Annotated in this window: 16 protein-coding genes and 1 tRNA gene; 7 read left to right on the top strand and 10 right to left on the bottom strand. The window is 38.9% G+C overall.

What is annotated here, in order from left to right:
* Positions 1-340: 340 nt before the first annotated feature.
* The 3 genes from WBG21_RS08650 to WBG21_RS08660 are packed head-to-tail and all read right to left on the bottom strand — an operon-like array spanning position 341 to position 2,613.
* On the bottom strand, positions 341-805 hold the full coding sequence (locus tag WBG21_RS08650; protein WP_340076927.1) for a hypothetical protein: 465 nt from the start codon (positions 803-805) through the stop codon (positions 341-343).
* Positions 806-854: 49 nt separating this feature from the next.
* Positions 855-1,967 carry an alanine racemase gene (gene alr, locus WBG21_RS08655; protein WP_340076929.1) on the bottom strand — a complete coding sequence of 371 codons (1,113 nt, stop codon included), beginning with the start codon at positions 1,965-1,967 and terminating at the stop codon, positions 855-857.
* 7 nt (positions 1,968-1,974) lie between these two features.
* Positions 1,975-2,613: a thymidine kinase gene (locus WBG21_RS08660; protein ID WP_340076932.1), complete on the bottom strand. Its 639-nt coding sequence runs from the start codon at positions 2,611-2,613 to the stop codon at positions 1,975-1,977.
* 104 nt (positions 2,614-2,717) lie between these two features.
* Here WBG21_RS08660 and WBG21_RS08665 point away from each other — a divergent pair, with 104 nt between their 5' ends.
* From WBG21_RS08665 to WBG21_RS08680, 4 genes are read left to right on the top strand one after another with little or no spacing between them, the layout of a single operon-like run.
* The gene (locus WBG21_RS08665; RefSeq protein WP_340076934.1) at positions 2,718-3,368 is read left to right on the top strand and encodes a hypothetical protein; all 651 of its coding nucleotides are present in this window, start codon (positions 2,718-2,720) and stop codon (positions 3,366-3,368) included.
* 14 nt (positions 3,369-3,382) lie between these two features.
* Positions 3,383-3,733, top strand: a complete 351-nt coding sequence (locus tag WBG21_RS08670) for a DoxX family protein (protein WP_340076936.1) — start codon at positions 3,383-3,385, stop codon at positions 3,731-3,733.
* Positions 3,734-3,746: 13 nt separating this feature from the next.
* Positions 3,747-4,418 (top strand): 16S rRNA (cytidine(1402)-2'-O)-methyltransferase, encoded by a 672-nt coding sequence (rsmI, locus tag WBG21_RS08675; RefSeq protein ID WP_340076939.1) that lies wholly within the window; start codon positions 3,747-3,749, stop codon positions 4,416-4,418.
* 4 nt (positions 4,419-4,422) lie between these two features.
* Complete coding sequence (locus tag WBG21_RS08680) at positions 4,423-4,995, top strand: uracil-DNA glycosylase family protein (RefSeq protein ID WP_340076942.1); 573 nt, start codon at positions 4,423-4,425, stop codon at positions 4,993-4,995.
* Positions 4,996-5,079: 84 nt separating this feature from the next.
* On the opposite strand, the gene WBG21_RS08685 is transcribed toward WBG21_RS08680, so the two are convergent.
* Positions 5,080-5,670: a carboxymuconolactone decarboxylase family protein gene (locus WBG21_RS08685; protein ID WP_340076944.1), complete on the bottom strand. Its 591-nt coding sequence runs from the start codon at positions 5,668-5,670 to the stop codon at positions 5,080-5,082.
* 91 nt (positions 5,671-5,761) lie between these two features.
* Here WBG21_RS08685 and recJ point away from each other — a divergent pair, with 91 nt between their 5' ends.
* Complete coding sequence (recJ, locus tag WBG21_RS08690; RefSeq protein WP_340076946.1) at positions 5,762-7,477, top strand: single-stranded-DNA-specific exonuclease RecJ; 1,716 nt, start codon at positions 5,762-5,764, stop codon at positions 7,475-7,477.
* Positions 7,478-7,627: 150 nt separating this feature from the next.
* Here recJ and WBG21_RS08695 read toward each other — a convergent pair whose 3' ends face one another.
* The 6 genes from WBG21_RS08695 to WBG21_RS08720 form a co-directional block, all read right to left on the bottom strand.
* Positions 7,628-8,383, bottom strand: coding sequence for an alpha/beta fold hydrolase (locus tag WBG21_RS08695; RefSeq protein ID WP_340076948.1), 756 nt, complete (start codon positions 8,381-8,383; stop codon positions 7,628-7,630).
* 106 nt (positions 8,384-8,489) lie between these two features.
* Positions 8,490-9,248, bottom strand: coding sequence for a UDP-2,3-diacylglucosamine diphosphatase (locus WBG21_RS08700; protein ID WP_340076950.1), 759 nt, complete (start codon positions 9,246-9,248; stop codon positions 8,490-8,492).
* Between the two features lie 27 nt (positions 9,249-9,275).
* Positions 9,276-9,725: a 6-pyruvoyl trahydropterin synthase family protein gene (locus WBG21_RS08705; protein WP_340076952.1), complete on the bottom strand. Its 450-nt coding sequence runs from the start codon at positions 9,723-9,725 to the stop codon at positions 9,276-9,278.
* 32 nt (positions 9,726-9,757) lie between these two features.
* Complete coding sequence (locus WBG21_RS08710; RefSeq protein WP_340076954.1) at positions 9,758-10,522, bottom strand: enoyl-CoA hydratase/isomerase family protein; 765 nt, start codon at positions 10,520-10,522, stop codon at positions 9,758-9,760.
* Between the two features lie 31 nt (positions 10,523-10,553).
* A complete protein-coding gene (locus WBG21_RS08715) occupies positions 10,554-11,894 on the bottom strand; it encodes an MATE family efflux transporter (RefSeq protein ID WP_340076956.1) in 1,341 nt (446 codons plus the stop codon).
* Positions 11,891-12,418, bottom strand: a complete 528-nt coding sequence (locus WBG21_RS08720) for a GNAT family N-acetyltransferase (protein WP_340076958.1) — start codon at positions 12,416-12,418, stop codon at positions 11,891-11,893. Before WBG21_RS08720 ends, WBG21_RS08715 begins: the two co-directional genes overlap by 4 nt.
* A gap of 60 nt (positions 12,419-12,478) precedes the next feature.
* Here WBG21_RS08720 and WBG21_RS08725 point away from each other — a divergent pair, with 60 nt between their 5' ends.
* Together WBG21_RS08725 and WBG21_RS08730 are read left to right on the top strand one after the other, a co-directional pair.
* Complete coding sequence (locus WBG21_RS08725) at positions 12,479-13,270, top strand: universal stress protein (RefSeq protein ID WP_340076960.1); 792 nt, start codon at positions 12,479-12,481, stop codon at positions 13,268-13,270.
* 1 nt (position 13,271) lies between these two features.
* Positions 13,272-13,345: transfer RNA gene (locus WBG21_RS08730), tRNA-Ala, on the top strand.
* The last annotated feature ends 1 nt before the right edge of the window (position 13,346 follow it).

Raw genomic sequence — 13,346 nt, forward strand, 5'->3', positions numbered from 1 at the left:
TAATATTTAATAGTGATATGTCAGTTAGTTTTTCACATAGTTTTATTTATTAAGGTTAGGTATTATGGTTGTGTCTGTTTTTTAATGATTTCAAAAGAAAATAATTAAACGACTACAATTATAACAATTAAAGATAGAAATACCCTACCCTTTTTATTGATTTTTTGATATAAAAAATAAAGTTTTAATTGCTGAAGTATTGTTTATTTTTATTTAATCCTTGTTCTGTCTATATCAAATGGGATTTTCTATAATTTAGAAGGACTACCTATATAAGTCATTTTGCACATTATTTTTTTCTCTATGCCTACGGTTAGTATAAAAGATATTGTAATACCATTTATAGATTGTTGACAGTAGCTTTCTTTTTAATAAACAGCAATGAAGCACAATAAATGACTATGATTAAAAGGGCTCCAATTTCAATTCCATAGCTTAAGCGCCAAAACCATTTCATTGCATTTTGTCCGCCCTGAAATGATTCTTTTTCAGAAAAAGAAAAAGAGAGATTACCTGCGAGTAAATATGCTAATGGCAGCCAAAGAATTGCTAGGGTGATTATGATTTTAAGAAATACCGCTAGAATTTTGTTGAACTTTTTTGTAGGCCTCCTTAATTCTTTAACTCCCCAGTATATTGTATGCGGAAATGAAATTATTCCAGCCCAAATAATAAAACTTCCTAGCGGTACAGTATTAGAATTATCTATAGCCACTGTCAATAAAAAAGAGCCGGTGGCTAAAAGTAGAATCGTTGAAAAAGTCACAATTAGACAACTGAAAAACCAAATATTTCTTTTATTCATTTTTTAATTGCTGCTAACCAATGGTTATATGTCATAACTTTAAAAACTATTATTTAAAAACCACCCGTTTTACCCGTTGGGAAACAGCAGTAAGCAATTCATAAGAAATGGTATTTGCCGTAGCGGCAAAAGTGGCTACGTTGGGGTTTTGGCCAAAGAGGATAACTTCGTCGCCTTCGTGGCAATGAATATCTGTGATGTTTACCATGAGCATGTCCATACACACGTTGCCAACAATCGGGGCTTTTTTACCATGAATGGTGACGAAGCCGTTTCCGTTTCCGTATTGCCGTCCAATACCATCGGCATGACCTATGGGAATGGTAGCGGTTTTCATTTTTTCAGAAGCAATAAACCCCCGGTTATAGCCCACACTTTCCCTAGGCGCAATGTTGTGAATCTGCGAGACAACACTTTTTAAGGTAGCAATAGGTTTTAGATGTTGGTTGTAATTAGGGTCATTGCCAAAACCGTACAGCCCAATACCGCTTCGAACCATATCAAATTGCGCAATAGCGGCATAGTTAAGTATCCCGGAGGTATTTAGCAGGTGAAGCATTGGCCGGAAGCCTATTTCGCTTTCAAATTGCGCAGCAATTTTTTTAAATTCTTCAATCTGGGCAAGCGTAAAATCTTTTTCGTTGAGATCTTCCGAGGCTGCCAAATGAGAAAAAACAGAGGTTACTTTTACCTGTGGGGCCTCTTTTAATATGGAGACAAGGGAGTTGGTCTCACTACTCTCAAAACCAAGCCGGTTGAGCCCGGTATTGAATTTTATGTGAACGGGATAATTGGTTTGCTTGTTTTTTTCCGCAGCGTCCAAAAAAGCGTTCAGTATGTAGAATGAGTAGATGCTAGGCTCGAGACATCGTTCAATTAGCATTTCCAGATTCGCCTTTTGAGGATGCAAGACCAAGATCGGGGCGGTGATCCCGGCATTCCGCAACATAACACCTTCATTCACATAGGCTACGGCAAAATAATCAACGTTTAGTTCATCTTGGAGGTAACGGGCTATTTCAACGGCATCACTCCCATAGGCAAAGGCTTTTACCACTGCTAAAAATTTGGTTTCCGGTTTTAACTTTGACTTTAAGTATTCGTAATTATGCTTTAAGTGGTTGAGGTTGATCTCCAAGACAGTCTCATTAGCTATTGGCATAGGCGTATTATTTATTGTTTTTTCCGGAGATTTCCTCAGGGTCTTTTACATCTATTTTTCGCACTTTTTCGTGGAGCATAGCTTTGAAAAAAGCGGCACGGCTTAGGGGTTCATAAGCTTCAGTTTCCCCTAAAAGCACCAAGTTGTCATCATTCGACTTTCGGAAGCTGTAATTGGCCAGGTTTCCGGTACGGGTACAAACGGCATGTACTTTGGTTACATATTCGGCCGTAGCCATAAGTGCCGGCATAGGGCCAAAAGGGTTTCCTTTAAAATCCATGTCCAGTCCGGCAACAATCACCCGGATACCTTTGTTGGCCAAATCGTTGCAAACGGCTACAATTTCATCGTCAAAAAACTGGGCTTCGTCAATTCCTACCACATCACAACTATCAGCCAATAAGCGGATGTTGGCAGCAGCAGGAACGGGTGTAGAACGGATTTCATTGGCGTCGTGCGATACCACCATTTCATCATGGTAGCGACTGTCAATGGCAGGCTTAAAAATCTCTACTTTTTGGTGGGCAAATTGCGCACGTTTTAGCCTGCGGATGAGCTCTTCAGTTTTTCCGGAAAACATAGAACCGCAAATTACTTCGATCCACCCAAATTGTTCTTTATGATTTACCGTATTTTCGAGAAACATTTTGTATTTTTCAAGACGAAAACGGGGATCATTCCCGTTTATAGCTATAAGCTGTACAAATTTATTAAAAAAGCGGAGTGCCTGTTGGTATAAATTAAAAACTTATGAAGAAGAAATTAGAATCCGAATTGGTTAGCATTGCTCACAGGATATTAAAACTAAAAGGAAAGGAAGATATTGTAGCATTGCAAAAAGAGGCTAAAAATGTGTATGAGCAACTTACTATTTTAAAGTTTGTAGAGGAACACTTTGGCTCTTTAAAGCCGTTGGTTGGCAAAAGTGAAGTAGTTGCTAAGTTTGAAGAACTGGCAGCATCTGTACTTGATGAAAACAAACGAGTGCCGGAAAGTAACCCACATGAGGAGGATATCGTGACTCCGTTGATGGACACTATAAAAGATATGGTAGCAGAAATGCCCAAAGAGGATTCACTGGATGATCTCCTGGCAGATTATAAAATTGAGCCCCAGTTTGTGGAAAAAGAAAAAGTAGCATCAAAGCCGATATCGGTACAACAAAAATTGAAAAAGGGCATCTCCATTGACCTGAATGACCGGATTGCTTTTGTAAAACACCTCTTTAATGGAAGCACGGAGGATTTTAACAGGGTGGTTTCACAGCTCAATACCATTGATAATGAAAAAGAAGCATTGCACTTTATCAATGACATGATAAAACCGGACTATGGTAACTGGAAAGGAAAGGAAACATACGAGCAACGTTTGGTAGAATTGATACAATACAAGTTCAATTAATATTTTCATATAAAATGGTACAACGTATTATTTATTGGATAGTCACTGGACTGATATCACTTCTATTTTTGTATTCGGCAACGATATATTTTACCAATTATGAAAGAGTTGAAGATTTCTTTCAACAATATGGGTATCCCACTTATATTGTGTATCCGTTGGCTGTGGCCAAGGTATTGGGAATAGCAGTAATTCTTATTAATAAATGGAAGGCCTTAAAAGAATGGGCGTATGCCGGATTCTTTTTTAATTTAGTTTTAGCTTTTTCTGCCCATTACACATATCAGGATAGTATTTTTACAGTGAGTTTGGCCTTACCACTATTATTGATTTCTTATTTCTTAGGGAAAAAAGTCCGATCGTAAAAATTTACAAAGCGTGTCAAAACTATACATTGTTCCTACTCCTATTGGCAATCTGGAAGACATAACCCTAAGGGCTATTAGGGTTTTAAAGGAAGTGGACATTATTTTGGCAGAAGATACCCGTACTAGCGGAAAACTTCTTAAGCATTTTGATATTACCACCCCTATGCAAAGCCACCATATGCACAATGAGCACAAAATGGTAGATGTTATTGTAAAGCGAATCCAGAATGGTGAAGCGATTGCTTTAATAAGCGATGCCGGCACCCCAGCAATTTCCGATCCGGGATTTTTACTCACCCGTGCATGTATTGAAAACGATATTGAGGTAGATTGTTTGCCGGGAGCAACGGCTTTTGTACCCGCGTTGGTGAACAGTGGATTGCCGAATGACCGATTTGTTTTTGAAGGGTTTTTGCCGGTTAAAAAAGGACGGCAAACACGTTTAAAACAATTAGCAGAAGAACCTCGAACCATCATTTTTTACGAATCGCCACACAAGTTGATAAAAACACTAGGGGATTTCATGACATACTTTGGGGAAGACCGACCTGTTTCTGTTTCCCGTGAGCTTTCCAAACTCCATGAAGAAACCATACGCGGTACTGTAAAAGAAGTGTTGGAATATTATACCAACAAACCCCCGAAAGGGGAAATTGCCCTCATCGTTGGAGGGAAGAAGTGATACTATGCAAAACCTGCTGACCACCATTAAAACCTGCACACTTTGTGAAAAACACTTGCCTTTAGGCGCAAACCCGGTGGTTGCTGCGCATCCTGAAGCGAAAATACTAATTATAGGACAGGCACCCGGAACGAGCGTTCATAAAACCGGCATCCCGTGGGATGACCCCAGCGGAAGACAACTTCGTAAATGGTTGGGGGTTTCCAACCCGGTATTTTATGATGAAACCAATATAGCATTAATGCCGATGGGGTTTTGTTACCCGGGAAAAGGAAAAACAGGCGATTTGCCACCCCGACCGGAATGTGCCCCACAATGGCATGAGCCATTATTCAAAAAAATGCCAAATATAGAATTGGTTATTTTAATTGGGCAATATGCACAGCGTTATTACTTAAAAGAACATATTAAAAGGAACTTGACGGAAACGGTTAGGGCATTTCAAGAGTACATGCCAAAATATTTGCCATTACCACACCCCTCACCTCGAAACAGATTTTGGTTGACAAAAAACCCTTGGTTTGAAGAACAAGTGCTCCCAGAGTTGCAGGAACGGGTGAAAAAAATATTGAAATAATTGTCATTCCTGTGAAAGCAGGAATGACAAAGATACTGTTATCCCTTCTCTCTACTCAATACCAACTTCTCATATCTAAAACAACTACACATGCTTTCCAACATCCCAACCATTTTTGTCGAGGTATTGTTTACCACTTTCAATAGCATCATCTTCTAAGGTAGTGCCCATACTGTCGTTCCATCGGTTCAGGTACCCGAACAGGGAAATAACTCCTAACATTTCTACGATTTCCCCTTCATCCCAATGCTCATAAAGCCGGGATTTTGTCGTTTCATCTACTTGGTTAGGCACAAGTGAAGCAGCTAAAGCAAAATCCAAAGCAGCTCGCTCTGCCTCTGAAAAAGCAGGATGTGTTTTATATTCCCAAATATTGTCCAATTGTTCCTGCTCGGCACCATAACGCTCCGCCGCTCTAATGGCATGTGCCTGGCAGTACCGGCAACCCGTAGCGTTACTGCTTACCCAGGCAATCATCCGCTTTAAAGCAGAAGAGACACGCCCATGATTTTCCATAACCGCCATGTTGAGGTTAATGAACGACCGGGCTATTTCCGGCCGTATTTGCATGGTGAGGACACTATTGGGACAAAACCCAAGGGTTTCGTTAAAAAACTCGGCTAATTTTTTCACTTCCGGATTGGCATCCGAGGATAATGGCGTCACTAAAGGCATTTGTTTATAATTTTCAAAATTCAAGAGCCAAAATACAAAATTAGTTTTCCATTTTTGTGCTTTGTTAGAGGATTAATACCTATTTTACACAATGCGTTGGAAATTAAAGCCAATTCCCGATGACGATAAAATAAAAACCCTTTCCCAGGAATTAGGGGTAGATAAAACCATTGCCATTTTATTGTTACAGCGGGGGATTGAAACCTATGAAGCCGCAAAAAAATTCTTTCGGCCGTCACTGGATGACCTGCACGACCCGTTTTTGATGACAGATATGGACAAAGCGGTCAGCCGGATTGAAAAGGCGATAGAAAACAAAGAGAATATTCTCGTTTTTGGGGATTATGATGTAGATGGCACCACAGCTGTCTCTTTGATGTCATCATATTTAAAAACCATTTATCCCAACGTGGCTACCTATATCCCAGACCGTTATGACGAGGGGTATGGAATTTCCTATCAGGGGATTGATTTTGCAGATGATAACGGGATGTCGCTCATTATTGCGTTAGATTGTGGCATTAAAGCCATTGAAAAGGTAGCATACGCAAAAGAAAAAGGCATTGATTTTATTATTTGCGATCACCACCGACCGGGTAATGCATTGCCGGAAGCCGTTGCGATTTTAGACCCGAAAAGGGACGATTGCAATTATCCGTATGACGAGTTATGTGGTTGCGGAATAGGGTTTAAGCTGACACAGGCCTTAGCCACCAAACGAGGAAAAACCATACAGGATTTATTGCCTTATTTGGATCTGGTGGCGACGGCCATTGCCGCAGACATTGTCCCCATAACGGGCGAGAACCGGATATTGGCGTATTATGGATTAAAGGAAATCAATGAGCAACCGAGGCCGGGGATAGCGGCCATTGCACATCAAATAAAAAAAGAAGAACTTACCGTAACTGATGTTGTTTTTATTATTGCCCCACGGATCAATGCGGCTGGAAGGATGAAACACGGGCAGCATGCTGTGGACTTACTCACAGAAACCAATTTTGATACTGCAGTACAGTTTGCGGAAGCGATAGAGCAGTATAATCAAGACCGGAAAGACTTGGACGAACAGATAACCAAAGAGGCGTTGCTTCAAATCGAAGAAAACAAGGAGCAACATGGCTGTACTTCTGTGGTTTATAGTGAACATTGGCATAAAGGGGTGATAGGCATTGTAGCATCCCGTCTTATAGAAACACACTATCGCCCCACATTGGTATTTACAAAGTCGGGGGAAAAACTGGCAGCATCAGCCCGCTCTGTAAAAGGATTTGATGTGTATGAAGCCATAGAAGCCTGTTCAGGGTATTTAGAACAGTTTGGCGGACATAAATATGCAGCAGGGCTTACCTTGAAAGAAGAACAATATAACGCTTTTAAGGAACGGTTTGAGGAAGTTGTTTCCACCTCTATTGACAAGGAATTGCTAACGCCGGAAATTTCAATAGATATAGAAATTGAGTTAAAAGAAATCACGCCAAAGTTTTATCGTATCCTGAAACAATTTGCACCTTTTGGCCCGGGAAACATGACGCCGGTTTTTATGACCCGCAATCTTCGGGATACCGGATACGGAAAAGTTGTGGGAGGGTATGGCAAACATTTAAAAATAAAGGTTTTTCAAAACATGCCTAAGCGTTCGGATGGAAGGGCCCAGTATTCTATAGATGGTATTGGGTTTAATTTAGGTGAAAAATTAACGCTTGTTCAAAACAAAAAAGAATTCAGCGCGGTCTATTCCATAGATGAAAATGAATGGAACGGGAAAGTTGATTTGCAGTTGAAGGTTAAAGATTTAAGAGAATAAGAGAAGGGAACCTCAAAAGTAATTTTTGCTGTCAACTTGAGCGCAGTCGAAATATTTTATTGTCAATGATATATAATTTTCGACTGCGCTCAATATGACAAATTTGATGTTTTTACGACTTTTGAGAAACTCTACTACAAGAGAAGGTATTTATTTCTCTAGAAGTTCTAAAATCTCATCTACAATTAGGGCATGCTGTGTCCAGGGGATAAAATGGTTTTCTAGTGGGAGTTCTATTACCTTGAGGTGCTCCTCATTGAAATTTTCCTTTGAGAAGGGAACATTCTCAAAGGGCACAATATTATCTTTTTTTCCATGCATGTGCACTATAGGGACATTAACGGAGGGCCATACATTTTTCACCTTTTTAAGCTCTTCTACATGCGTAAATTTTTCTTCTCCGGCTACACAGAGCGCTCCCGGGACCATCCATTTGGTCAATTTCCATTTGGAGATATTGGCAAACCAAAAGATTTTTTCATTTTCAGGGTCGATGGCAGGGGCCAACATCATAACACTTTTTACTTTATCAGAAAAAAGGCTAGAGTAAGCGGCAATAGGCCCGCCATAGGAATGGCCCACTACCAATACGTAATGCTGCGGAAGGCTGTCAATGACATTAGAGATAATACGGGTCTGTTCCTCAATAGATGTTAAAGGTTTTCCGAAATTTGAATAACCATATCCCGGACGGTCAATTGCATACAGATGTGCTTTTTCTAACAATAAAGAGTCACTTAAATAACGATAAAAAGAATCGGCTGATCCGGGGGCTCCATGAATAAAAACAATCGCAGTATCAACCTTTTTTGATGAAGTATTTACAACCCGGATTTTATAATCGTAATTGGAAGGGGAGAAATAATCGATGCGGTTTTCTATCTGCCTTTCGTTAAACAATTCCATAGATTTTTTATCGGATGTCCTTAGTCGAAAACATGACTGAAAAGCAACAAGGATCACAAAGAGAATAAAATATGGGGTAACCGAAAGGTTGTTTTTATGAAATAACTTATTCACCATATTTTTTTAAAAGAAGTTCATCGTCCTCAAAAACGCCATATGTAAAATAGCGTATCCAATCCCCCAAATTCACATATTTTGAACGTTCCCCTACAGGGATTTCCAATGGCAGGTGACGGTGTCCAAAAATGAAATAGTCGTAATGCTTACTTTCTAATTTGCGTTTGCTGTATTGTGCCAACCATTCGTTTTCTTCACCAAGGAATTTTATGTCTTCATCGCCGGAAATCAATTTGTTTTTAACAGAAAGGTATTGTGCTAGCCGAACACCCCAATCGGGGTGCAGCCATTTAAAAAGCCATTTTGACAAGGGATTGGTAAATACTTTTTTCATGCGTTTATAACCTTTATCCCCTGGGCCTAGGCCATCACCATGGCCAATATAAAAAGATTTGTTGTTAAAAGTATATTCTTGAGGTTTGTGATACACAGGAATGTTCAGTTCTTCTTCAAAATAGCCGTTCATCCATAAATCATGGTTACCTACAAAGTAATAAATGGGGATGCCGGAGTCGGTTATTTCGGCCAGTTTCCCTAAAGTCCTAGTAAACCCTTTTGGAACAACAGTTTTGTACTCAAACCAAAAATCAAACAAATCTCCTAACAAAAAAATGGCGGCAGCGTCTTGCTTTACCTCATCAAGCCATTGTACAAATTTTTTTTCCCGTTCGAGGCTTTGCATACGGGAAGGTGCCCCGAGGTGGTTGTCGGAAGCGAAGTATATTTTTTTGCCTTTAGGGATGTCCATTTTTCTGTTTATGGTGTATATTATTTTCTAGTTGTCGGTTGCAAACCATTCGGCAAAGGAGGTTTCAGTTTCCTGTAGTTTTAAAGAATAAAGCTGGATATTTTCAGGCAATCGGGCTTTAATTTTTATGGCGAAATCAATCACCATATTTTCACTGGTAGGCTGGTAGTTAGCTAAAATAACTTGATGCCCACGTTCTTTCAATTCATTGGCAAGCTCTATATGGGGGGTATTTTTATTAAAAACGGTAGCGTGGTCAAAAACATCTACAATTTCTTCTTTGACAATTTTTTTGAGGTCGCTGAAATCAATGACCATTCCATATTTTACATGATTAATATCAGAAATAGGCGATCCGATAACCGTTACAGAAAGTTTATAACTATGCCCGTGCACATTTCTACATTTTCCATCATAACCGTACAGTGCATGGCCGGTTTCGAAATTGAATTGTTTGGTAATACGAATAGTACTCATCTGTAGACAGCTTTACGCAAAGATATGACGAATTACTTTTTAAATTTTTCTAAAGCATTTTTTGTAACATCAGAAAGCACAAGCTTTCCTGATATTTCTGTTCTTTTAGCAAGTAAAGTATCCCATTGATCGGTGCCTTCCCAAAGAATCTTTTTTAGTTCAATAAGTGCTTCAGGGTTATAAGAAGCTAATTTTTCTGAAAGGGCTTCTACTTCGCGGTCTAATTCTGATATTGTTTCATATACCTTTGCATAAAGCCCTTTTTCTTTTGCCCAATAGGCATTTTTCCATTCATCAGCAGCCAAAGAAAGCTCAGCAAAAGCAGCGATCCCTATTTTATGCTCCACGGCAGGGGCTATTACAAATGGGCCAATACCAATAGTAAGCTCAGAAAGTTTGATGGAAGCATCTATTGTAGCTAATGAATAATCACATGCTGCGGCCAGCCCAACACCCCCTCCTACAACTTTTCCCTGAATGCGCCCTATAATGATTTTACCACATTTGCGCATAGCATTGATTACATTGGCAAACCCACTAAAAAAAGTTTTTCCTTCTTCAATGTTGGTTATGGAAATCAATTCATTAAAAGATGCGCCCGCACAAAATGCTTTATCGCCTTCGCTTTTTAAAACAATGACATTTACAAAGGTGTCTTTAGATAGTTTGTTGAGTTCTTTGGTAAGCCGCTCCAATAATTCAGACGGGAATGAATTACTCGCCGGGTGCCCAAATTCTATAGTGGCTATTTTGTTCTGGATGTGAGTGTATAAACTTCCGTTGGGCCAGTTGGTCATTTTTATAGTGATTTCTTCAAAAATAATAAATCTAATCGATGGTTTTTAGATATTTCTTTCTAAACTTCAGTATCAATCCACCACTACGGATAATCATCCATATAATAAAAGCCATCCATACGGCATAAAGTTTCAAATCAAAATAGTCACCTATCAAAAGGACGGGCACAAACCCTATAAAGGTAGCCACAAGGAGCAAATTTCTAAGGTACCGGGCTTCTCCCAGCCCTTTAAAGATACCATCAAACACAAAAGCGATTGCATTAATAGGCTGCATGGCCAGAACAATCCAAAAAGTAGTATAAAAAAGATTCAGTACACCTTCGTCTTTATTAAAAAGAATGCCTATGGAGTGATAGAAAATGCTGCATATAATAATTAAAAAGAATGCAATAAAAATGGCATATTTACTAATATCAATACTCAAAAGCCATAGTTTTTTATATGCTTTAGCGCCCAAAAGCTTTCCTGAAATAGCATTTCCGGCATTCGCATACCCATCCACAAAGAAGGCAAAAAACAACCAAATATTCATTAAGACACTTTGTGCAGCAATGTAATTTTTTCCATAATCAGTAGCATATGCATTGGCAAGATATATGGCAAAATTAAGTGCCGCAGTTCTTATAAAGAGATTGAGGCTCATTAAAAAAAGAGGCTTTATTTGCGGATTAGGCTTGAAACGGATTTTTAGCCCAAACGGGGTTTTCTTAAAAAAGAAATACAGCGCAATTATCAGCATCAACAATTGTGAAACAACACTTGCATAAGCAGCCCCTTTGAGGTGCATGGCAGGAATGAAATCACCTACTCCGTAAACCAAAAGATAATCTAGAACAACATTGGTTATGGCACCTGCCAAGCTGGCTTTCATTGCCCAATAGGTGTTTTGAAGCCCCCTGAACACCCCAAAAACAGCAAAGGTAACTAGCGTAACAGGGTAGCCAAAAGCCCGTATTTGATAATATTCTTTGGCATACGTGAGGATAAGCCCTTCTGCGTTATAGGCTTTAAAAATAACATGTGAAAACCAAGCGGTTGAAATATAGATAATGACTCCTAACAAAAGATTAAATATAATTGCTTGGGGCACTAATGTTTTTACAGCATGTAGCCGATTAGCCCCTAGGTGTTGTGAAACGATGGCAGAAATGGCTGTTTTTGTTTGCGCAACAATCCATACGATGGCAGAAAGGAAAGAGCCTACAATCCCAGCAGCAGCCAAGGCTTCTACAGGGTTTTTATCAACATTTCCGATGATAGCAATATCTGTAAGGGAGATCAATGGTTCGGCAATTCCCGCAATGATAGCCGGAATAGCTAATGAATTGATTTCTTTGAAAGAGACTTTATGAAGCGTTGTTTTGCTCATAGAGAAGAAAAAATATTTTCGGTTAAGATCAATTCATAACAATAGAATGGATACTCACTTTGCAAGGGAAAGTATATTTCTTCTAGCCGGGTGTACCCTCTGGTTTCATAAAAAGCACAATTCTTAGGGTTTTTGCTAAAAGTATCTAATCGTATAGATTGAAATCCATTTGTGATTGCATACTTTTCTGCGTAGTTCATGAGTTTTTGTGCATAGCCTTTGCCTTGTTCTTTTGGTTGAATAGCAAGTCGATGAATGTATATGTTCTTATAATTGGGAGTTAACCATTTAACAGGTTGATATACGTTGTCCATATAAGTAGAAACCGTAATACACCCAATAATACTATTATTAAACTCCAATATATATAATTCATGTCTTTTAAGGTCGTTTTCGAAAGCTTCTAATGAAGGATAATCATCAGTCCATTGAAAAATGCCTTTTGAGCGCATATAGCTGTCACACGAACGGGCTATGGATACTAAGGCATTCAAATCGTTTTTTTCAGCTAATCGAATTTTCATCTATTATTGCACCTTTTTGCGTACTTTTGAGCCTGTAAAAGTAAAGAAAGATATTTACGGATGAAAAATATTCTCGTACCTGTAGGTGCATCAAAAACCCCGGAGAGTACAATACAATACGCAATTGATTTTGCAGCATATTTTAATGCTCGTGTATATGTTTTGGGAGATTACAATGTGATATCCCGGGCAGGTAGGATGCAAAATATAGATGAGATTATAGAAGAAGAAACAAAAACATATTTAAAGACCTGTTTAAGTAAAGTTGACAAGCGTAGTGTTGATGTCGCTACAGTTACAGCAAAAGGGAATATAATAGACCTCATAAAGAACCTTTCTGAAGAATTAGCCATAGACTTGGTGATAATAGAATCTAACAGCAACATAAAAGAAGAAGTTTTTCTGGATACTGTATCAGGAAGTATCGTTAAGCAAACAGAAATTCCACTAATGATAGTTCCGGGAGGATACGGGTTTAAAGAGCCTTCTTCAATATTAACGGCTTTTAGGTCTGGCATATTGAAACGGGAAAATGTATTAAAACCATTGAAAGAAATTCGGGAAGCTTTTAACGCACAGATAAGCTTACTTCTTGTAAAAACTCCGAAGCTTAAAGAAAAAGATTTAATCTTAGCACCTGAATTAAAAGCATTGAGCAACAAATTGACTACAACAGAAAATGCAACTACTTTTCAAGGGGTTTTGGAGCATTTTCAAGAACACCATCCAGATATATTGTGTGTTTTTAGAAGAAAAAGAGGATTTTTTACCAAACTTTGGGAAAAAAATATAATTTTGAAGCGTGAGTTTCATTGCAGTATTCCACTATTGGTACTCATAGGGAAATTATAAAGGGGCATTAGCTCAGCTGGCTAGAGCGCTACGCTGGCAGCGTAGAGGTCATCGGTTCGAATCCGATATGCTCCAC

It is taken from the genome of Leptobacterium meishanense (assembly GCF_037645805.1).
Taxonomy (GTDB): domain Bacteria; phylum Bacteroidota; class Bacteroidia; order Flavobacteriales; family Flavobacteriaceae; genus Leptobacterium_A; species Leptobacterium_A meishanense.

What these genes read in the sequence shown, in the direction of transcription:
- WBG21_RS08650 (WP_340076927.1), bottom strand. Translation starts at nt 805, where the DNA reads ATGAATAAAAGAAATATTTGGTTTTTCAGTTGTCTAATTGTGACTTTT.
- alr (WP_340076929.1), bottom strand. Translation starts at nt 1,967, where the DNA reads ATGCCAATAGCTAATGAGACTGTCTTGGAGATCAACCTCAACCACTTA.
- WBG21_RS08660 (WP_340076932.1), bottom strand. Translation starts at nt 2,613, where the DNA reads ATGTTTCTCGAAAATACGGTAAATCATAAAGAACAATTTGGGTGGATC.
- WBG21_RS08665 (WP_340076934.1), top strand. Translation starts at nt 2,718, where the DNA reads ATGAAGAAGAAATTAGAATCCGAATTGGTTAGCATTGCTCACAGGATA.
- WBG21_RS08670 (WP_340076936.1), top strand. Translation starts at nt 3,383, where the DNA reads ATGGTACAACGTATTATTTATTGGATAGTCACTGGACTGATATCACTT.
- WBG21_RS08680 (WP_340076942.1), top strand. Translation starts at nt 4,423, where the DNA reads ATGCAAAACCTGCTGACCACCATTAAAACCTGCACACTTTGTGAAAAA.
- WBG21_RS08685 (WP_340076944.1), bottom strand. Translation starts at nt 5,670, where the DNA reads ATGCCTTTAGTGACGCCATTATCCTCGGATGCCAATCCGGAAGTGAAA.
- recJ (WP_340076946.1), top strand. Translation starts at nt 5,762, where the DNA reads ATGCGTTGGAAATTAAAGCCAATTCCCGATGACGATAAAATAAAAACC.
- WBG21_RS08695 (WP_340076948.1), bottom strand. Translation starts at nt 8,383, where the DNA reads ATGGAATTGTTTAACGAAAGGCAGATAGAAAACCGCATCGATTATTTC.
- WBG21_RS08700 (WP_340076950.1), bottom strand. Translation starts at nt 9,248, where the DNA reads ATGGACATCCCTAAAGGCAAAAAAATATACTTCGCTTCCGACAACCAC.
- WBG21_RS08705 (WP_340076952.1), bottom strand. Translation starts at nt 9,725, where the DNA reads ATGAGTACTATTCGTATTACCAAACAATTCAATTTCGAAACCGGCCAT.
- WBG21_RS08710 (WP_340076954.1), bottom strand. Translation starts at nt 10,522, where the DNA reads ATGACCAACTGGCCCAACGGAAGTTTATACACTCACATCCAGAACAAA.
- WBG21_RS08715 (WP_340076956.1), bottom strand. Translation starts at nt 11,894, where the DNA reads ATGAGCAAAACAACGCTTCATAAAGTCTCTTTCAAAGAAATCAATTCA.
- WBG21_RS08720 (WP_340076958.1), bottom strand. Translation starts at nt 12,418, where the DNA reads ATGAAAATTCGATTAGCTGAAAAAAACGATTTGAATGCCTTAGTATCC.
- WBG21_RS08725 (WP_340076960.1), top strand. Translation starts at nt 12,479, where the DNA reads ATGAAAAATATTCTCGTACCTGTAGGTGCATCAAAAACCCCGGAGAGT.